Origin of the sequence: Alicyclobacillus fructus, from assembly GCF_017329605.1 — a bacterium.
Lineage (GTDB): Bacteria > Bacillota > Bacilli > Alicyclobacillales > Alicyclobacillaceae > Alicyclobacillus > Alicyclobacillus fructus.
The window spans coordinates 22,241-41,822 of the sequence record NZ_JAFMTY010000026.1; the positions used below are offsets into that span (position 1 = coordinate 22,241).

Sequence of the window (19,582 nt, forward strand, 5' to 3'; positions counted from 1 at the left end):
TCATCACTCCGTTGCGATGTCTTGATCCGTGATCTCGTGCGCGGGTTCGACCATGAGGAAGTGAAGCGACGGATTGTCGATGAGTTTCTGCAGGCGCCGCGCCTCCTCGTGCTGGCCATAGCGCCGCAGTTCGAGCTGATACGCGCCCAACAGCTCGACGATATCGTTGCGCCCCTTGGCGTCAATCACGCGCAGCGCGACTTTCGCGCCCTTCGCAATGCGCCGGCGGAGCGCCTTTTCGTCGAGTCCCCGTTCTGGATCGTGGCGCAGATAGACCCGTCCGCCGGTCATGCCGGAGCAAATCCACGGGCCGGGATCGCCCAGAACCACCGCGCGTCCGCCAGTCATGTACTCAAACGCAAAGCCCTTGATGTTCGCGCGATTCGCGATGTGCGACAGGTGCTCCTGCACCGGCGCCTCGATCTCGCCGCCAATCACGACATCTGCGCCGGACAACCGGATGCACGCGCGAGCATCTGCGTTGCCTTGGATGATGAACAGCCCCTTGGCCGCGCCGTAAGCCAGGCCCTTGCCCACCGAGCCGCCGCGCCAGACGCCGTCCGCGCACTTGCCCTTCAGGACCACGATTTTGCCGCCGAACGCCGCCTTGCCGACGCCGTCCTGCGCGCCGCCGAGCGCCACCGACACCATGCCTTCGGTGTGATACGCCGCAAATCCGGCTCCGGCCACCCCCTCGTGGACAATCGGGCCGACTTCGCCCCGCCGCTTCTGGCGGATGCTCTCACCGGACAGGCGCGTCCCGAGGGCCCGCGGAACCGCTCGAATCGACGTCACCCGGGAACCCACAGCTGTCACGACGCCGTCCGTACCCGTGGCGGCGCCCACCGTCGCCACGTCCTGGATGACGTCCCCATACGCTTCCTCGAACGTGCGGTAGCGAATGTGGCAGCCCTGACCGACAAATTCTTCGCGCACCCGCAGAAGCCAGGACGTGTCGAGGCGCGCATCCTCGCGCAGGTTGACCAGCAGATCGCTGCGCCCGACGAGATCCTGGGTGCGCTTCGCGCCGAGCTTGCGGGTCAGCGCCGCGACGTGCTTGCCGACCTCGGAGAAGAAGCGCACGAGCTGAGCCACCGCGCGATCGAAGTCCTGCGGCTCAAACTGCTTCAATCCCTTCGCCTGCGCCTCGGCGAGATCGTGCATCTGCGTGGCGATCCCGACGTGGCACGTATCCTTGTGGCAAGCGCGGCAAGCCGTGCAACCGATGGCCACCATCGCCATGGTGCCGAACCCGACGCGGTTGGCGCCGAGGAGGATGGCCTTCATGACGTCGTGGCCCGACTTCATGCCGCCGTCCGCCCACAGCTCGACGTACTCGCGCAGACCGGCCTCACAGAGCGCCTCGTGCGCCAACTTCACGCCGATTTCCATCGGCAGGCCGACGTGGCGAATCGCATGGGCGCGCGCCGCACCCGTGCCTCCGTCGAAGCCGGACAGCGTGATCACGTCCGCGCCCGCCTTGGCGATGCCGACCGCGATGGTCCCAATGTTCGGGACCACCGGCACTTTCACGGCGACCTTGGCGAGCGGGTTGATCTCCTTGAGCTCGAAGATCACCTGCGCCAAGTCCTCGATGGAGTAGATATCGTGGTTGTTGGACGGCGAAATGAGGTCCACGCCCTGTGTCGCGTTTCGAGCCGCCGCGACCTGCGCCGTCACCTTCGATCCCGGCAGGTGTCCGCCCTCACCCGGCTTCGCGCCCTGGCCGATCTTGATCTCCAGCACGTAGGCGTTGTTGCAGAGATCGGCGTTGACACCGAATCGCCCGGACGCGATCTGCCGGCCGCGGTTGCGCGGGTATTTTTCGAGCAGGTCTTTGATCTCGCCGCCCTCGCCGTTGAGACAGACGATGTTCATCCGATACGCCGCCTCCGCATAAGCTCGGTAGGCGGTCTCGTTCTGGGACCCGAACGACATCGAGCTGATGACGATCGGGTACGCATGCCCGTCGATGGTCGTGTCCACCTCGCCCTCGGCCGGCTCGAGATCCTCTCGGAAACCGAGCAAGTGACGGATGGAAATCGGGCTGTCCGACTCGAATTGTTGCAACTTGGCGACAAACTCCTCATAGGAGAGCTCGCCGTCGGCCACGGAGCCCGCCGTTTTCCAGATGCGCGGATACAGCTGGAACAAGCGCGTGGGCCGGATGCTCTTGCGATCTTCAGCCTGATACCACGTGCGCCTGAGCTCGGACTGCTCTTCCATGCGCGCGAACGTCAAGCCGGCCTTTTGCGAACCACAGAAGTTCGGAATGGCGAGATACTCCGCCACCTCGTCCGCCAACCCGATGGCGCTGAACAGCCGCTCGTAACCGCGCACCTCGTGGATGCCGAGCGTGGAGATGACCTTTTCAATCCCCTTCGTCAGCGCCTTGTACAGGTTTTCGACGGCGTGCAGCCCGCCCTTATGAGCCGCATACTCCCACATGTGGTACGGCACGACCGCGTCCGCGCCGAGCCCGATGGCCACCATGATGTCGTGCAAGTTCCGGATGCCGCCGCTGCGCAAGATCAAGCTGGAGCGCCGCCGCAAATGCTCGCCCTTCTCTTTCGCGGCCGGCCGCAGCAGCGCGCGGTGAACCGCCGACACCACCAGGAACGGATCGATGTGCGGCCCGCGGCGGAACTGCAGGCGATCATCCAGCACAATCGCGTTGGCCCCCGCCTGCACGGCCTCGAGCGCCTCGAGGGAGAACCGTTCCAGCGCCTCGGGCACGCTTTCGCCTTCGTGGCGGTGGATCAGAATTTCCGCCGTGCCGTTGGGGCTCGTGCGCAACATGGCGAGCGCGTCCTCGTAACACACCGTGCCGAATCGGTGCGCCAGGTTCTGAATCTCGTCATACTGCACGCCGTACGCCTCTGGCAGGCCCTCGAGCAGGATGGGCGCCTGAACCTCGACGCGCGGCGCCTCTTGGTACAGCCCGTCGAACGACGGCCGCCGCCCGAGCACGGAGCGGGTGCTGAAGTGTTCGATCTCGCGCTCCCGGTCGATGGCCGGGTTGGTCACCACGGCCACGGTCTCGTGCAGAAAGTCGGACAAAAGCGTCGCTTCCTCGGAGAGCGCGCCGATGGGACTGTCAAAGCCGAGCGACTTGATGGGCTCGGCGCCCGACTGGATCTCCTGATCCATCAGCTTGAGATCGTCGTCCCGGAACCCGAACGCAAGCATGCGAATGTCGAGCGGCTTCGCATCGCGCTTCGCGTGTGCCACGTCCTCGCTCACCCCGTAGGGCACGGCGAAGTGGAGATTCCGGTGTTCGCCGCGGAAGCTGAACCGCTGCTTCGCGAGTTCGAGCACCTCCTGCTGCAGCTCATCGTACGTGTAGAGCTTGACCCCCGTCTCGCTCCACTTGACGCCCACTTTCTCGCCGGGTGCAAGCGGCTTGGGTTCGGCCGTCCAGATGTCGAGGGGCACGATGCCCTGCTCCGACGAGAAGTAATACGCCGTGTCGGACTCGAGTTGCCACATGGGCCGCAGCCCCAGGGCGTCCACGCTGAACACCGCGGCATTCCCGTATCGCATCATCACGCCGGCCGGGCCCTGCGCGAACGGCCCCCACAGCGAACGATAATACATGTACAAGTCCGACAATTCTTCCGACATGGACTTGATCTCGTGAATGATGGGCGGGAACAGCAACTCCGCAGCCTCAAACAGGGACCATCCGCGGGTTGCAACCAGCGCACAGAGCGTGCGGTCGACCATCTGGGAGTCGCTGAACTCCGGCCGCACCGGCACGCCGATCATCTTCGACTCCGTGTAGAACCGCGCAATCGTGTTGATCTCGCCGTTGTGCCCAAGGCAAGCAAACGGCTGCACGCGCGGGAACGAGGTCGTGGTGTTGGTGGAGTACCGCGTGTGCGCAATGACAAACGCCGATCGACACAGCGGATTCTGCAAATCCTTATAGAACCGATAGAGCGTTTCGTCGTTGCCAACCACCTTATACACGACCTGGTCGTGCGACAGGGAAGCCACATGAACGCCTGGCAGCTCGTCGATCTCGGCAAACGCCGCAAACACGCGCGCGTCGTCTCGCTGGGGCAGACATCCCGCCATCTGTACGAAATGCGGCTTCACCTTCTTGCCGAGCGGTCCCAGCACCGTCTCATCCACATGATCCGAGACGACAGCGAGGGGTTCCATGCCGTGATGGGCGAGAACGCGCAGAATGGGGTCCTGGGAAACGTCTTTCTCCAGAAGGAAGTGTCCGACCCAAAAGCCGGGCTCGTGCACAAGGCGCCCCGGTTGTCCAAGGGCCTCAAGGCGCGAAGCCCAAAGCGCCCTCGGGATGTCCAAAAGAAGGCCGCAGCCGTCTCCTTCGTTCTTCACGTAGCCCGCCCGGTGGCGCATGGCCCGCAGGGCGTCCAGGCCGTTCCGGATGGTGTCGTATGAGGGTTGTCCTGATTTCTCAATCTGCGAAAAAATGCCGCAGGCATCCGATTCGCGTTGAAGGTCCGTCGTCAACTTCTCCAGATCCACCTGTGCCACTCCTTTTTTAGCACAATATTTTGACACTCTGTCTCTCTGCGCGTCAAGCCTTGGTGCGGACGAAAATTCGAGTCAGTGATCCGAAACGGCTATGAAACATTATACGACTTCTTGAATAATCATGCCATCCCGTGATATAACATGAGTGCAACGGGAGAGGAGGAGCCGCGTTGGACATCCGGAAGGCGACCTCAGCGGACGTCGAAGATATGCACCTGCTCATTCAACAATTTGCCGACATGGGACTGATGCTGCCGCGCACCATCAAATCCCTCTGCGAACATCTCCAGTGTTTCACGGTCGCGGTGGAGGACGGGCGCGTCATCGGCGTTGGGGGACTGCACGTCCTGTGGACGGATCTCGCCGAAATTCGATCACTGGCCGTCGCGCCCGAAGCGCACGGCAAGGGCGTGGGCAGCCAGATTGTCAAAGCCCTGTTGAAAGAGGCGGAAGACCTCGGAATCGCACAGGTGCTGTCTCTGACGTATCAGACGCGATTCTTTGAGAAACTGAACTTTCACGTCGTACGGAAAGAGACACTGCCGCATAAGGTCTGGAAAGACTGCATCTACTGCAACAAGTTCTATCATTGCGACGAAGTCGCCATGGTATATTACACACGCCATTTCCAACCGTTGAAACAGGCCCAAGAAGCGTGAAGCTCTGAGCTGGCGCAAAAACACTATATCAAATTCCGTTCAATTGCGAAAGTGCGTACGACGAAGGCCGCGCCTTACACGGCGCGGCCCATTTGCTTCACGATGGTCTCAAACTCCTCGATGTGCTTATCTTCGACGATGAGCGGCGGCACGACGCGAATCCGCTTCGGACCGCAAACGGTCACAAGCAGCCCTCGCTCGGCGGCTCGCTGGCGCCACAATGCCGCGTCATCCACGTCGAACCCCCACATGAGCCCGAGCCCTGTGACACCCTCGAAATGCGCCTCAAGCACCTGGCGCAGCGACTCGCCCACGGTGCGAACGCGTTCGAGAAACGCCGGATTGCTCACCACATCCACGACATAATTGGCCACCGCCATCGCAAACGGGTTGCCACCGAATGTCGAACCATGCATGCCGGGTGTGAACGCTTCTGCGACGTGCCGCTTGGCCAGGATGGCGCCTGTTGGGATGCCGTTTCCCAAGCCCTTGGCCATCGTGATGATATCCGGCGACAAATCGAAGTGTTCAAAGCCGAAGAAACGCCCCGTGCGGCCCACGCCGGTCTGAACCTCATCCACGATGAACAGCGCGCCGAGCTCCTTGGCGCGAGCCGCTAGCCGGTGAAGAACGTCCTGATCCACGGGCCGCACGCCCGCCTCGCCCTGCACGACCTCCACGATGCACGCCGCCGTCTGCTCGTCCAGCATCTCGACAGCGCCTTCGTAGGTGTCCGCCACTTCGAATCCGGGGACGAGAGGCGTCATCCCTTCGCGATACTTGGGATTCGAAGTGACCGAGAGCGACCCCATCGTTCGCCCGTGGAAGCTGTGCGGCAACGCCACCACGCGCGTCTTCTCCGGATGCCCGTTCACATACTGGTATCGCCGGGCCAACTTCAGGGCCCCCTCGTTGGCCTCCGTACCCGTGTTCACAAACATGGCCAGATACGGCCCTGTGCCGCGATCGGCCAAACGCGTCAGTTTTTCTGCCAGTGCGACCTGACCCTCGATGAGGAAGAGATTCGACACGTGCAACAAGGTCCTCGCTTGCCTTTCGATGACCTCTGTCACCCCAGGATGTGCGTGGCCGAGGTTGCAGACCGCGATGCCCGCGGTGAAATCGAGGTATCGCTTTCCGTCGCCGTCGTACAGGTATGCGCCTTCGCCCCGGACCAGGGCGAGATCGCGCTTGCCGTAATTCTGAAACAGAACCTGGTCCGCCAACTGCATGAGCGCCGTCTTCATGCCGTCACTCCTCGTATGCTTCTGTCCTCGCGCTGAGCCTCGTGCCAGAGGTCCGCTTGTCCTTCCTGCCCAACACAGCTGCCATCACGGCGTCTTCGTCTCGCCCGTCCACAATCCAGACCTCGCGCACCCCGTGCTGGACCGCGTACAGCACGGCCTCCACCTTCGGAATCATGCCCGTGCTGAAGGCGCCCTGTTCAAGAAGGCGGCCGAGTTCCTCGGCGGTTGTGTCGAGCAGCAGATCGCGCGCCGCGAAGTCGCGGTAGATGCCCGGCACGTCCGTCAAGAACACCAGGCGATCCGCGCCAAGCGCCTGCGCGATGTGGCTCGCGGCATGATCCGCGTTGACGTTGTACGGTGTTCCGGCGGCATCCCGCCCAAAGGGCGCCACGACGGGCACGCGCCCCGAGGCCGCGGCTTCCCGCACCGGTCCTGTGCGAATGGCCGCCACGTCCCCCGTGCGATCGCGCCCGACATCCTTCGCAACCACAATCTCGCCGCCGGCAAAGGGCGTCACGCGCACGCCATGCCGGGCGAGCGCGACCGAAATGTCCCGGTTGCAATCGGCGAGCGCCTCCACGACGTGCGGCATGGCTTCCGCCGTGGTCTGCCGCAATCCGTTCACAAACGGCAACTCGATGCCCGCATCCCGCAGGCGCTTGGAGATGCGCGGGCCCCCGCCATGCACCAAGACCACCGCCCACCCTCGCCGACCGGCCTCCTGGACAGCCCGCGCAAGCGCCGTCTCTGCGCCGCCCTCGAGCGAGCCGCCGAGCTTGATGACGATCACGTCCGTCTCACCTCACATCCACAGCGGAACAAGATGGAGCCCCTCGCGCTCAGGCCATCCAAACATGAGATTTGCGTTCTGAATCGCCTGGCCCGCCGCGCCTTTGCCGAGGTTGTCGATGGCGCTGAACACCTGAAGGAGACGAGTTCGCTCGTCCCAAGCCACCGACAGGTGACACTCGTTGGTGCCGTTCACCGCCTTGATGTGAGGCATCTCGCCGCGCGGCAACAAGCGCACGAACGGTTCGCGCTCGCAAAAGGACGCGTACCGATCATACACCACCGGCGCCACGTCCGGCGGAATGGGGATGTAGGCGCACACGAGGATCCCGCGCGGGACAGGCAGAAGCTGCGTGGTGAGGAGCACTTGAAGCGCGCCGCCGAGCGCCTGCTCGATCTCCGGCGTGTGCTGATGCTTGCCCACGCGATACGGATACACGTCATTCGCCAGTTCGCCGAGGTGGAGGTGTTCCTTCGGCGCGCGCCCCGCCCCCGTCACGCCGGACTTCGCGTCGAACACGACGGGGCCCCGAACGGTGGCGAGCAAATCACCCAAGGGTAACACCGCGAGTGCGCATGCGGTCGCGTAACAGCCGGGATTCGCGACGAGCCAGGCCTGGCGAATCGCATCGCGATGCCGTTCAGGCAGGCCGTAGCGTGCCTCCGCGATGGCCTCTTGCGGCAGAGGCTGTCGGCCGTACCACGTTTGATACACCTCCGGCGGAAGGCGAAAATCGCCGGACAGATCGATGACCCTGACGCCGCGCCGGCGCCCGGCCTGCAAGATCTCCCACGCAATGCGCCCCGACTCTCCGGATGGCAGCGCGACAAAGACGAGATCGCACACCTCAGCGGCCTTTTGGACATCCAACGCCTCCACAGGCGGCAAGACGTCTGCGAGCGCGTGCAGATGAGGAAGGTGCGCGTCGAGCGGCCCCGTACGGGCCCCGGAGCCCGCAAGGTAAACCAAGGTCATGCGGGGATGTCCCGCCACCAGGCGAACCAGTTCCATGCCCGCGTATCCCGTCGGGCCTACGATCCCGACCCGCACATTCGCCATGTATAAACATCCTCCATTCTGTATTGATATTCAGTATAGCGAAAGCAGGACGCAAAGAGAAGTCCAACTCCCTATATTTGCCATTCGCGCCTAGATCGCGGGCTCTGTGCGAATGCCCGTATCGCCGGGCCGATGTCCCATCATTTCATGCAGTAACTTCGCAAGGAGGGATGTTCGCATGGGTGCATTTGGCGGTTACACCCGCTGGGCCGTGGTGTTCCTGGTGATTTTCGTGCTCTTCTTCTTGCTCGTCCCGGCAGGCATGGGCGCGTATCACGTACCTGCAGCTCCGGCGCCTGTCGCTACGGTCGCGTACACGGAGTACGACGAAATCATCGAAACGGGGCCCATGTATGGCTATGCCCCGCATCACCCCATGGATCATGGCCCTGTGATGTATGAGGAATACCACGCACACGATGAAACCGACGATTCGAGCAGCCTTTGATCCGCAAAGCGAGCCCCAGGCCCATGGAGCCCACCGCGCCGTCCAGCGTTGACCGCTGGACGGCTTGCATTCTTCTCGCCGCCCTGCTATGATACATATCGTCGCTTGCGTCCGTAGCTCAGTGGATAGAGCGCTGGCCTCCGGAGCCATAGGTCGGGGGTTCGAATCCCTCCGGACGCGCCACAACAAGGGGGACTTTCCGATGGGAAGTCCCCCTTGTCGTATCTCCAGAGAAAGGCGCGCAGACGCTCGAACCGCAACCTGCGCGCCCTATCGTCCCTGTCTCCGCAAAGATCTTCTCGCGTCACTTGACCACAGCGGATCTCGCGCGCGATCCCGTCAGGACATCGAGAATCGCCCCCGCCTTGAAGTGACACTCGTTCCATTCGCGCTCGGGCACGGAATCGTACACCACGCCCGCCCCCACCTGCACATACTGGACATCGCCGATGGCCACCACGCTTCGGATGAAGATGGCCGTGTTGGCGTTCGCCCAAGCGTCGACCATGCCGATGAACCCGCCGTAGGGCCCGCGCCGGTACGGTTCGAGTTCGTCGATGATCTCCATGGCCCGAATCTTCGGCGCACCCGACAGCGTCCCGTTGGGGAACGTGGTCAAGAGCGCGTGGAAGACGCTCACGTCGTCGCGCAGTTCAGCCGTGACGCGAGACACGAGATGATACAGGTGGGAGTATCTCTCCACCACCATCAGGTCCGGCACCGCGACCGTGCCGGGCTTTGCGACGCGGCCGAGATCGTTCCGGCACAGATCCACCAGCATGACGTGCTCCGCGTTCTCCTTGACGTCCTGTTTCAGTTCTGCCACAAGTCGCGCGTCCTCTTCCGCCGATCGACCGCGCCCGCGCGTCGTGCCCGCGATGGGCTTCATTTCCGCGCGCCCCCGGAGCGCGCGAAACTGCACTTCGGGGCTGGCACCGTAGAGAACCAGGCCGGGATACTCCGCCACGAACATGTAGGGAGACGGATTGAGGCGGCGAAGTCGATCGTACGCCACGAGCGGCGGCAACCCGCCGCGCACCTGCATGCGGGTGGAAGGGACGACCTGAAAAATGTCGCCCGCGCGGATGTATTCAATGGCGATCTCGACGTTTCGGCAGTACATCTCCTTCGGAACATCGTAGGTGATGACAGGTTCGCCGAGGCCCTCCCGCTCAAGGTCTTCCAGAACACGCGGGACGCCGATCCCGTCGCGGCAGGCCGCCTCGATGATCTGTTCGACCACGTCGAGATCGGATCGCAATGCACGGTCGTCCTGAAGGATGGGGGCGTCATCCTGCCGAAACAGCGCGACGCTGTCCCCCGTCAACTGGGCAACGGCCGCGTGCCACAGCAAGCGGATTTCGGGCAGATGGCGATCGTCCTCGGCGGTCATGGGCACGCGCTCGAGGTAGCGAATGGCGTCGTACGAGACGTAGCCGAGAAATCCCGCGCTGAAGGGCTCTCCCTCACGGTCGCACAACAGCCCGCAGAGATGCCCTCGGAGGCTGTCGAGAAGGGCCATGGGGTCTTCGACCCGCACGTGAACCGCGTCGCCTTGAATCACGCTTTCCCAAGGATAGGGAGCCTGAGGCACCTCTGCGCCAGCCGATCGCACGGACGGAAACAGGCGCGACGCGAGCACGGGGTGGGCGAACACGCTCACGACGTGATCGCGCACCTGCACCTCGACAAGCGGCGCGACGCCGATCAGGCTCATTTGGTAATCGCTCGGAATGTCCTCCCGCCCCGCTTCGAGCAGAAACACGCGCCCAGGCCCAAGTACCTCTCGGAGCGCCAAGGAAAGATAGAAAGGATCGACGCTCGTCTCAGCGGAAATACGCGTTTGTTTCATGTGATGACTCCCCTCCGTCTTTCGATCACGCCACGTCCTGGAGGAAGTTGCGAATCAAGGTCTTCCCGTGGTCCGTCAAGATGCTCTCGGGGTGAAACTGCACGCCGACAGCTCCCGTGGGCTTGTGTCGCATGGCCATAATGTAACCGTCGACTTCGGCCGTGACGACAAACGCCTCGGGAAGCGACTCGCGCTCGACGACCAGGGAATGATATCTCGTGGCCCGAAAAGGAGAGGGGATCTCGCGAAACAAGGGGTCTCTTCCGTCATGGAGAATCATCGAGGTCTTGCCGTGCACGGGCTCGCGCGCGCGGACAACCTTTCCGCCGTACGCGTACCCAAGGGACTGATGGCCAAGGCACACGCCCAGCAACGGGACGCGCCCCGCGAAATATCGAATGGCGTCCACCGAGACACCCGCTTCGCGTGGCGAGCAGGGCCCAGGAGACACCAAGACACCTGCGGGCTTTAGCGCCTTCAGTTCCTCTAATGAAGCGTCGTTGCGGCGCACGAGGACCTCTGCGCCCAACTCCATGCAGTACTGAACGAGGTTGTAAGTAAAAGAGTCAAAGTTGTCGATCATCAACAGCATGGTTTTTCTCCGCTCCCCTCAACTCCACGGGCCTCTCGGCCCCCTCCACTCGGCTGATCTCACCTCATGATCGGTGATACGTCTACAATACGCTGCCCCCCGGCGCGCGTCAAGGCGCCGGGGCAACCCCCGTAGACTCCCTCACAATGAGTTCCGTCTGCAGTTCGATACTCCTCCGATCGGACGAGTGCCCTTCCACTTGGTCCAGCAAGATTTGAACGAGCATGGCCCCGACATCCGCCTTGGGAATGCGCGCAGTGGTCAGGGCAGGCGTCGACATCCGCGCCAGTTCCACGTCATCGATGCCAATCACCGAGACATCCTGAGGCACGCGAATGCCGCGTTCCATAAGGGCACGAATTGCACCTAGTGCCAAGAGATCATTTGACGCGGCGACGGCCGTGAAGCGGATGCCTTGCTCAATCAGCGCCGCGGTCCGTTCGTATCCCTCCGTCATCGTGTCCCGCATGTATGGCACCAGCTGAACCAGCGGCGCTCCGGTCACGAGGCCATGGTCGCGCATGGCGTCCAAGTAGCCGGCATAGCGAGGATTCTCTTCGTGATCGTCATATTCACCGAGAAACACAATCTCTCGATGTCCAAGTTCAATGAGATATTCCACGTTCCGGCGCATGGCGTGATACAAATCCACACGGACGTGCGGCAAGCCAAAGTCGGCGCTCCGGTCTTTGTAGATGCAGAGCGGGATTTTGCGCGACAATTCTCTCAGATCCACCACGTTCATGACCTCGTATGGGGTCAAAACCATGAGGCCGTCGTAGAAACCCTCCAATATGAGTTTCATGTAGGCTTCGCGATCGCGCGTCACGTTGTACAGCGAAAAGGTGTAACCGCGATCCAGCGCAGCTCGCTCGATACCGAGCAGGACCTCGTGATAGAACGGGTTGCTCAACGAGGAGATGATGCAGGTGAACTGACCGCACCGCTTCATCTTCAGGCTTCGCGCCATGCGGTTCGGCACATAGTTCAGTTCCTTGATGGCTTGAAGCACGCGCTTGCGGACGTCCGCCGCCACGTATCCGTTTTCATTGAGCACCCGCGACACCGTCGTCGGCGAAACGCCAGCCCTTCGTGCCACATCGACTCGCGTGGCCATGCCATTCCCCCCGAGTCCCGCGATCGCGCCCGATGCCTCGAGACCATGTTGGCGTGATCGCCTGATTCTTTGTTATACATCAGTTTTATTCTAGGAGATCTGTGTGTGAATCAGCAAGACATCCCTCACGCAACGCGTGCCGTCTTGAACGGAGCGGTTGCGAGAACCGTCCTTCATCCGGCCATGCCGCACGCGATTCAATCTCAGGCGCGTTCTAAGAGAAATTTGACTGGTGATAAGGTATGCTTGGAGCGCCACTTCAAAGTGCTAGGAGGACGAACCATTGGCTATGCTCTGGCGCGCGAACCGATATCCCGTCCGCCTTTTGGCTGGCGCCATGGCTTTGATGATGCTCATCCTTTGCGTGATCAAGGAGTGGCAGGGGCTGGGCAGGCTCCACTTCCTCGGCTACGACTACGCTTTCTTCTACAATGCGTTCTTGCACGTGTTGGAAGGTCAAACGGATTGGACACACTTGTACGATCCGTCCGCGGAACGAGCCTTTTTGTTGGCACAGCACGATCCCATCGATCCACACAATCACTACGTATATCCACCCCAGTTCGCGTGGATGTTCGCTTGGCTTGGGCTCGTCCCATTTGGAATGTCACTCGCGATTTGGCGAGCGCTCTCCGTCGCGGCTGGAATCATGGGCGTCTATTGGACCACGAAGACCCTTTGGCCGCGGATTCGGCGCGGACATCTCATCCTCGCCGTGGCGGCCGCGCTGACATTGACCCCTTTTCAGTTGGATCTGGCCGTCGGCAACGTAAACACAATTCTCTTTGCGCTTCTGGCCCTTTCATTTTACGCAATCTACCGCATGGACAGGCCCACGCTGGGCGCCATGGCCCTGGTTGTCGCCGTGTTCATCAAGGTGACGCCCCTTGTCATTCTCGTGGCCATCGCGCTTCAAGGGCGGTGGCGGGTGGTGGTTCGCTCGGTTCTCTTCATCTTCGCCGGGCTCGCCTCTTCATTCTTATTTCTCGGCTGGGAAAGCACCGCCGAGTATGCAGCCCATTTCCTCCAATTCGGGCGACAAAGCATGGAAAACGGCCCGGCACCTTACAACCAGTCGCTTCTTGGGGTTCTCGAGCTGGTATGGGACAAAGGTCGGCCGGGCCCGTTGCCCGTATGGCTGAATGTCCTGTTCGATGTCTACGCGGTTGCGATGTTGATCGTCATCGGATTCATGGTCGGTCGCAGGCCGGACGCGCACGCCTCCATCCGAATGGGCTTGACGGCTCTGCTTCCCGTGGCGATCTCGCCGCTCGTCGAGCAGCCGCACATGGTGCTGACGTTTCCCGCGCTCATGGCGTCGTTCTATCTCGTCCGACGCCAGGTCAGGAAGCGCGAGCGCAAAATCTATGCCATCCTGATCGCTGGCGCATACGGCCTGCAGACCCTGCCCGTCACGTTCCTGCTCAACGACGCGACGCATCTCCTGCCGTCGATCTACTGGATCCACATCCAGATGTTCGTCTCGTTCGCGTTCATGTTGGCCGTGCTATTGGAGATGGCTCGTCGAGAACCGTTCTCATCAGCCGTGCGCAGAGTGCGCTTCAGCTAATCGTTCATGTACTCCGCCATGACGGCGAAATCAGCACCTCGTATCAGGTCCCGTCGGCCCGCCCGCCATCTCCCGGGCGGCGTGTCCGCGGAAGTTCCCTGGGGGCAAACCTCTGGTGCTTCCCGGTGCTCGTCACGGGAAAACACTCGACCATCGCCACCTGAGGATGCCTCTGTACATGGGTACGATTTCAGGTCGAGGTGCATCAGAGAAGAATTCGGAGCTAGGGGTGGGACTGGGAGGGTTTCCTTGGAGAAGAGAGCGGGCGAATTGCCGTGGAAGACCTATTCTTCTCTTTTCACCGACTTCGTGAAGAAGAACGTAAAGGTTGCAAGCAAAATCCCCATGAGGTACACCGCGCCAAGCGATGGGACCACTTGGATTGCCTTACCCAACGTGGCTTGTTTGTTCCTTGACTCTGCTGATTGCGCCACCCCGCGCACCCCCCATCAAAACGGACGAATGACACTGGTGACCAAACTGCCGAAGTCGCGAGCGAACTCCCGCGCGGTCGGCGTATAGCCTTCCACGGGTTCCGAGCCAAACAACGGTCCACTTACAACAATCGTAAACCGCCCAGTCGTGATGTACGTACCAATGACCTGTAGCTCGTTGACAATGAGCAAAAGGGCCGTCACAAAGTCGATCACGTCCAGCAGCCGTTGATCGGCGTCGCTCCTCCCTTCAGCTCCGGACCCTGTAAAAAAGCCGGACAGCGATAGCGAGAAACTTCCAGGTGAGATAAACACCCCGCCAACCGTGATCTGGCGCGTGAGAAGCAAAATCGCCGTTCCGATTCCAAGCGTCCGGTGAATTGGCTTCGCTGGGTCATGCTTGGCTTTCTGGCTCCTCACGCCTCACCACCTCGGACCTTGGCATTGCCATCCTATGCGAAACCCCCGTCATGCGAGCGGGCTGAGAAGTCCTGCTGGAGTTGTGATCGCCTCGCGTGGTTTCACACGATCCCGACGGACAGCGAGACTAAGACTTTTTTTACAATCTCGGTCATCTCCTGCGGAGTCTCCGGGCAACCCTTGGAGACCCAATGAGATAACACGTTAAAAAAACCGCCTACGCCAAAAATCGAAGCATAAGTGATCTCATCTGGACTACCGGCAATATGCCATGGTGCATGAATGGTTCCATACATGTTACGAAGCCACTGATTCGCCTTTTCTAATACACGTTCAAACATCCCATTATCCAGTAATAACTTTAGCTGAGCGTGGTATTTGCCCCAGTAGTCAAAGAAAGTGAAGATGACCTCTTCAGAACTGATCATTCGTTGTTGTTTTAATAGTTGCTCATAACCCGAGAATAGATGCTCGAGATAGTGGTCAATCAGATCGTCTTTTGTTTTAAAATGGCGATAAAACGTGCGTCGAGATAGTTGAGAGCGATCCGTTATGTCTTTAATTGTAATCTCTTCGTAAGGCTTAGAACCCATTAACTCAAACAATGACTCCTCGAGCCACTTTTTTGACTGCTCTACGATCCTAAGATGCCCATTTGTCATAGAACGACCCCCAGCCATGTTCGACACTCCGATACCAGATCAGGAATCGCGAAACCGCTCAGTCACTCATAGTGTCACATAGAAGAGCCATTTGTATCACTTTCATTGGTCTTCTTGACCCAAAACTCTGGTTTGATTATACCTACATACGGGGTTTATGTCACACATGAGACATCATGCGTCTGGTGTGACACATAAGCCACGACGAAGTTTTGAGAACGCAATCTATATTCTTGCTCAAGCAGGAGGCATCATCTATGCAACTGAAGTATCGCCTGGACGAAATTCCAAAGGGCAGCACACTTGTGCTTTCATCCATTCAGTGGTTCGTATTCACGTTGGCGAACGTCATCACCATCCCCATCGTACTAGGCCAAGCTTTTGGATTGTCGCAAGGAGACATTGCCCTGTATATGGAACGAGGCTTCTTTGTGGCTGGATTTGTCGGTTTGCTGCAGGCCTTCATCGGTCATCGTTACTCCATCATCGAAGGACCCGCGGGCATGTGGTGGGGCGTGTTTCTGGTACTTATACAGGTGACGAAAGACGAAGGCGGATCGCTACCCATGTTGCTTCGCGAGATCGAATTTGGACTCCTCATTGCCGCCGCTGTCTTTGTTCTCCTTGGGGCATTCGGGTGGCTCGGAGTCATCCACAAATTGTTTACCCCGATCGTATCCGGCACATACCTGGTGCTCATCATACTCCAGGTGTCCAAGTCTATCATCGATGGCATTCTGGGCATTGGTTTTCACAACCGCTCGACCGTTTCACCAGAAATCATCCTGCTGTCCATCGTGCTCGTTGCTCTGACGCTGTGGCTCATGTTCAAAGGGAAGGGCATCATTCAGTCCATCGCTGTTCTCATCGGTCTCGTGGTTGGTTGGGCGTTATACGCCGCTCTCGGATTGGTAGAGGCGCCCCAGACAAAGGCACCCGCGTTTCACCTGCCTAACCTGTTTCCGTTTGGTCCACCGAAATTTCATTTGGGTGTCACCATCACTTGCGTGCTTACAGCCATCATCCTGCTATCCAACCTGATAGCCAGCATTCAAGTATTCAGCGACGCTGCACAGGAAAAGGCGGGAAATCGAGAGTACAATCGCGGATCGCTCGTGACCGGAATCGGGACAGCGCTTGCTGGAATTTTTGGTACTGCAGGAATGGTTCCGCTGACCGGCTCGGCAAGCTTGGTCTCACTTACAGGAATTGCATCGAGACTGCCGTTTGTGATTGCATCGGCTGGTGTCGCACTGCTTGGGTTCTTTCCTGTCATCGGACAGTGGGTAGCTACACTGCCGGCTCCGGTTGGCTATGCCGTTTTGTTTCCTGTATTTGGCCAAATGTTCGGGTTCGGGCTCCAAAATTACAAACGTTTGGCCCTCAATCAACGCGACATCGTGATCATTGCGCTTTCCGTGGTCACGGGCGTGGGTATCTTTTTCGTCCCTGCGACTGCATGGCTCGGCCTGCCACCCGTTTTAAGCTACATCCTGGACAACGGTCTCATCGTCGGTATTATCCTTTCTCTGATTTTCGAACATGTGATTTTCCGTTCAAGAAACAAGAGCGGACAGTCGTCCTGACATCTGCTAACAGCAAACGTCTACAGCATGAACCTCATGACACCATTTGGCATACCCAGAAGTGTGTCCGAGTCGCCGTAACCATCAACTGCATCCCTTGCGCATCGCATTCACGAAGGCTCTGCCGTCTGTGGGGAAGGGCCTTCGTATTTTCATTTTCCCTGTCTCCAGCGGATCTCCTTACGAAGCGCTTCGGGCCGTGGCCAGCAAGGTCTCGAAAGTCGCATCGTCTGCCAGCTTCATGCTTGACCCGCGGCCGATGACCGCCACAAATCACAAACCGCCGAAACGCCTCATGATGGAAGGCATTCCGGCGGTTCACAATATCTCGTTTGGTGGGCCCAGGTGGACTCGAACCACCGACCTCACGATTATCAGTCGTGCGCTCTAGCCGACTGAGCTATGAGCCCATAAAAATGGTGGGCGGTGGCAGGATCGAACTGCCGACCCCTCGCGTGTGAGGCGAGTGCTCTCCCGCTGAGCTAACCGCCCATCTCGACTGCGGGTATCAAGGTGTATCCACAGCCCCGCTTGACGGGGAGTTCAATGGCTCCCCGAGTAGGATTCGAACCTACGACCCTCCGGTTAACAGCCGGATGCTCTACCGCTGAGCTATCGAGGAATGTGGTGGAGCTAAGCGGATTCGAACCGCTGGCCTCCAGAGTGCGATTCTGGCGCTCTCCCAACTGAGCTATAGCCCCACATGGTCTCCCCGTCAAGCGTTGGTCCCGGAGGCCGGACTCGAACCGGCACGGTTTCCCGCACGATTTTGAGTCGTGTGCGTCTGCCAATTCCGCCACTCCGGGGATTGCGTGGCGTGCCCGGAGAGATTCGAACTCCCGACCTTTTGATTCGTAGTCAAACGCTCTATCCAGCTGAGCTACGGGCACGCGTCTTTGTCGCTCGTCTCTGCCTGTCGGCCTCACTGACGAAGTCGACGTTGAGTAATGTACCACGGGTCTCGCGAAAATGCAAGTCCCTCGGCTCAATTTTTTTGCCGCCCGCAGGTCACGCCGATCGCCGTGTCCCGCGGGCATGCAGTCAAACCTGCGTGAGGCTCGGTTCGTCGCTCAACCAGTGGAAGTGAAACACGCCGTCCCGGTCGATGCGCCGGAAGGTGTGCGCTCCGAAGTAATCACGTTGGGCCTGCAGCAGATTCGCCGGCAATCGCTCCGCGCGATAACTGTCGTAATAGGCTAGAGCACTTGAGAACGCCGGAACGGGCACGCCGTACGTGACGGCCGTCGCCACCACACGCCGCCACGAATCCTGATACGTCGCGATGGACTCGCGGAAATATGGATCGAGAAGCAGATTCGGCAGATCCGGGTTTCGGTCATACGCTTCCTTGATGTTGTGCAGGAAACGCGCTCGGATGATGCATCCACCGCGGAAGATCATGGCGATCCCGCCGAGATCGAGATCCCAGCCGTACTCCTGTGAAGCCTGGCGCAGTTGCGCAAAGCCCTGCGCGTACGAGCAAATCTTGCTCGCGTAGAGCGCCCGGCGCACGTCTTCGATGAAGATCTCGCGGTCCAAGGACTCCGTGGGCCTCTCGGGGCCCGGAAGTTGCCTGCTCGCCGCCACGCGCTCCTCCTTCATGGCCGAGAGGAATCGGGCAAACACGCTCTCCGTGATCATCGTCAGCGGTACGCCGAGATCGAGCGCGCTTTGGCTCGTCCACTTGCCGGTGCCCTTCTGGCCAGCCGTGTCCAGAATCACGTCAACCATCGGCCGCCCCGTCTCCGGGTCCCGCTTGGAGAAAATATCGGCTGTGATTTCGATCAGGTAGCTGTCGAGCTCGCCCTTGTTCCACTCCGCGAACACGCGGTGAAGCTCATCCGTCGAGAGCCCGAGCACTTCGCTCAGCAGGTGGTAGGCTTCGCAAATGAGCTGCATGTCGCCGTATTCGATGCCATTGTGCACCATCTTCACATAGTGTCCCGCGCCATCCGGGCCAATGTAGGTGCAACAGGGCTCCTCCCCGACCTTGGCGGCGATGGCGGTCAGGATGGGCTCCACCAACGCATACGCCTCCCGGCTGCCCCCCGGCATGATGGCCGGGCCTTTCAACGCGCCTTCTTCTCCACCCGAAATCCCTGTCCCAATAAACAGAATCCCCTTGGCCTCGAGTTCCGCGTGGCGTCGGCGCGTGTCTTCGAAGTACGAGTTTCCCCCGTCGACGATCACGTCTCCCGGCTCGAGCAGCGGAACCAGTTGGTCGATGGCCTCGTCCACAGGACGCCCCGCTTGCACCATGAGAATGATGCGCCTCGGCCGCTCGAGCAGACCCACGAAGTCCTCCAGGGAATACGCGGGCACAATGCGCTTGCCCTGCGCCTCATCCTCGAGTTGCTGCGTCCGCGAAGCCGTGCGATTGTAGACCGCGACGGTAAAGCCTCTGCTTTCGATATTCAGGGCCAGGTTTTTTCCCATGACCGCCAGGCCCATCACGCCAACCTGTGCCTGCGCCAAGCTCTCCACTCCTTCTCTCGTCGTTTGTTCTCCTTGAGGCGGATCGCCACCATCATAGAACAGGCGAAACTATTCGACAAGTCCATAAAGTCGAGAGATTTGGAGCGAAACGGCCTCGCATCTACGCCAACATGACAAAAGGAGCGAACCCGTGGGCCG

Annotated in this window: 14 protein-coding genes and 7 tRNA genes; 5 read left to right on the forward strand and 16 right to left on the reverse strand. The window is 60.2% G+C overall.

The window, feature by feature from the left end; translation table 11 throughout:
* Positions 1–3: 3 nt before the first annotated feature.
* A complete protein-coding gene (locus tag J3481_RS12535) occupies positions 4–4,503 on the reverse strand; it encodes a glutamate synthase-related protein (protein ID WP_206832509.1) in 4,500 nt (1,499 codons plus the stop codon).
* Positions 4,504–4,682: 179 nt separating this feature from the next.
* Here J3481_RS12535 and J3481_RS12540 point away from each other — a divergent pair, with 179 nt between their 5' ends.
* Positions 4,683–5,171: an N-acetyltransferase gene (locus J3481_RS12540; RefSeq protein WP_206832510.1), complete on the forward strand. Its 489-nt coding sequence runs from the start codon at positions 4,683–4,685 to the stop codon at positions 5,169–5,171.
* A 74-nt stretch (positions 5,172–5,245) separates the two neighbouring features.
* Here J3481_RS12540 and J3481_RS12545 read toward each other — a convergent pair whose 3' ends face one another.
* The 3 genes from J3481_RS12545 to argC are packed head-to-tail and all read right to left on the reverse strand — an operon-like array spanning position 5,246 to position 8,267.
* Positions 5,246–6,418: an aspartate aminotransferase family protein gene (locus tag J3481_RS12545; protein ID WP_206832511.1), complete on the reverse strand. Its 1,173-nt coding sequence runs from the start codon at positions 6,416–6,418 to the stop codon at positions 5,246–5,248.
* Positions 6,419–6,422: 4 nt separating this feature from the next.
* Positions 6,423–7,208: an acetylglutamate kinase gene (gene argB, locus J3481_RS12550; RefSeq protein ID WP_206832512.1), complete on the reverse strand. Its 786-nt coding sequence runs from the start codon at positions 7,206–7,208 to the stop codon at positions 6,423–6,425.
* 12 nt (positions 7,209–7,220) lie between these two features.
* Positions 7,221–8,267, reverse strand: coding sequence for an N-acetyl-gamma-glutamyl-phosphate reductase (gene argC, locus J3481_RS12555; RefSeq protein ID WP_206832513.1), 1,047 nt, complete (start codon positions 8,265–8,267; stop codon positions 7,221–7,223).
* Between the two features lie 178 nt (positions 8,268–8,445).
* On the opposite strand from argC, the gene J3481_RS12560 reads away from it, so the two are divergent.
* Both J3481_RS12560 and J3481_RS12565 read left to right on the forward strand, forming a co-directional pair.
* Entirely contained in the window at positions 8,446–8,715 is a 270-nt protein-coding gene (locus J3481_RS12560; protein ID WP_206832514.1) for a hypothetical protein, read from the forward strand.
* Positions 8,716–8,822: 107 nt separating this feature from the next.
* Positions 8,823–8,898: transfer RNA gene (locus J3481_RS12565), tRNA-Arg, on the forward strand.
* Positions 8,899–9,019: 121 nt separating this feature from the next.
* Here the strand turns inward: J3481_RS12565 and J3481_RS12570 are convergent.
* The 3 genes from J3481_RS12570 to J3481_RS12580 form a co-directional block, all read right to left on the reverse strand.
* Positions 9,020–10,567 carry an anthranilate synthase component I family protein gene (locus tag J3481_RS12570; RefSeq protein ID WP_206832515.1) on the reverse strand — a complete coding sequence of 516 codons (1,548 nt, stop codon included), beginning with the start codon at positions 10,565–10,567 and terminating at the stop codon, positions 9,020–9,022.
* A gap of 25 nt (positions 10,568–10,592) precedes the next feature.
* Complete coding sequence (locus J3481_RS12575) at positions 10,593–11,159, reverse strand: anthranilate synthase component II (RefSeq protein ID WP_206832516.1); 567 nt, start codon at positions 11,157–11,159, stop codon at positions 10,593–10,595.
* A gap of 109 nt (positions 11,160–11,268) precedes the next feature.
* Positions 11,269–12,276, reverse strand: coding sequence for a LacI family DNA-binding transcriptional regulator (locus J3481_RS12580; protein ID WP_206832517.1), 1,008 nt, complete (start codon positions 12,274–12,276; stop codon positions 11,269–11,271).
* A 289-nt stretch (positions 12,277–12,565) separates the two neighbouring features.
* Here J3481_RS12580 and J3481_RS12585 point away from each other — a divergent pair, with 289 nt between their 5' ends.
* Positions 12,566–13,846 (forward strand): glycosyltransferase family 87 protein, encoded by a 1,281-nt coding sequence (locus J3481_RS12585; protein ID WP_236011656.1) that lies wholly within the window; start codon positions 12,566–12,568, stop codon positions 13,844–13,846.
* A gap of 449 nt (positions 13,847–14,295) precedes the next feature.
* Here the strand turns inward: J3481_RS12585 and J3481_RS12590 are convergent, their stop codons facing one another.
* Together J3481_RS12590 and J3481_RS12595 are read right to left on the reverse strand one after the other, a co-directional pair.
* Positions 14,296–14,700 (reverse strand): hypothetical protein, encoded by a 405-nt coding sequence (locus tag J3481_RS12590; RefSeq protein WP_206832518.1) that lies wholly within the window; start codon positions 14,698–14,700, stop codon positions 14,296–14,298.
* Positions 14,701–14,801: 101 nt separating this feature from the next.
* Positions 14,802–15,362: a TetR/AcrR family transcriptional regulator gene (locus J3481_RS12595; RefSeq protein WP_206832519.1), complete on the reverse strand. Its 561-nt coding sequence runs from the start codon at positions 15,360–15,362 to the stop codon at positions 14,802–14,804.
* Between the two features lie 257 nt (positions 15,363–15,619).
* Here J3481_RS12595 and J3481_RS12600 point away from each other — a divergent pair, with 257 nt between their 5' ends.
* Entirely contained in the window at positions 15,620–16,948 is a 1,329-nt protein-coding gene (locus tag J3481_RS12600; protein WP_206832520.1) for a purine/pyrimidine permease, read from the forward strand.
* A 333-nt stretch (positions 16,949–17,281) separates the two neighbouring features.
* On the opposite strand, the gene J3481_RS12605 is transcribed toward J3481_RS12600, so the two are convergent.
* The 7 genes from J3481_RS12605 to gnd all read right to left on the reverse strand — a co-directional run bounded on the left by J3481_RS12605 (position 17,282) and on the right by gnd (position 19,423).
* Positions 17,282–17,358: transfer RNA gene (locus J3481_RS12605), tRNA-Ile, on the reverse strand.
* A gap of 7 nt (positions 17,359–17,365) precedes the next feature.
* A tRNA-Val gene (locus J3481_RS12610) sits at positions 17,366–17,440 on the reverse strand.
* Between the two features lie 55 nt (positions 17,441–17,495).
* A tRNA-Asn gene (locus J3481_RS12615) sits at positions 17,496–17,570 on the reverse strand.
* A gap of 3 nt (positions 17,571–17,573) precedes the next feature.
* Positions 17,574–17,649, reverse strand: a tRNA-Ala gene (locus J3481_RS12620).
* 22 nt (positions 17,650–17,671) lie between these two features.
* Positions 17,672–17,754: transfer RNA gene (locus J3481_RS12625), tRNA-Leu, on the reverse strand.
* A gap of 7 nt (positions 17,755–17,761) precedes the next feature.
* Positions 17,762–17,838 (reverse strand) — tRNA-Arg (locus J3481_RS12630).
* Positions 17,839–17,989: 151 nt separating this feature from the next.
* Positions 17,990–19,423: a decarboxylating NADP(+)-dependent phosphogluconate dehydrogenase gene (gene gnd, locus J3481_RS12635; RefSeq protein WP_206832521.1), complete on the reverse strand. Its 1,434-nt coding sequence runs from the start codon at positions 19,421–19,423 to the stop codon at positions 17,990–17,992.
* Between the last annotated feature and the right edge of the window lie 159 nt (positions 19,424–19,582).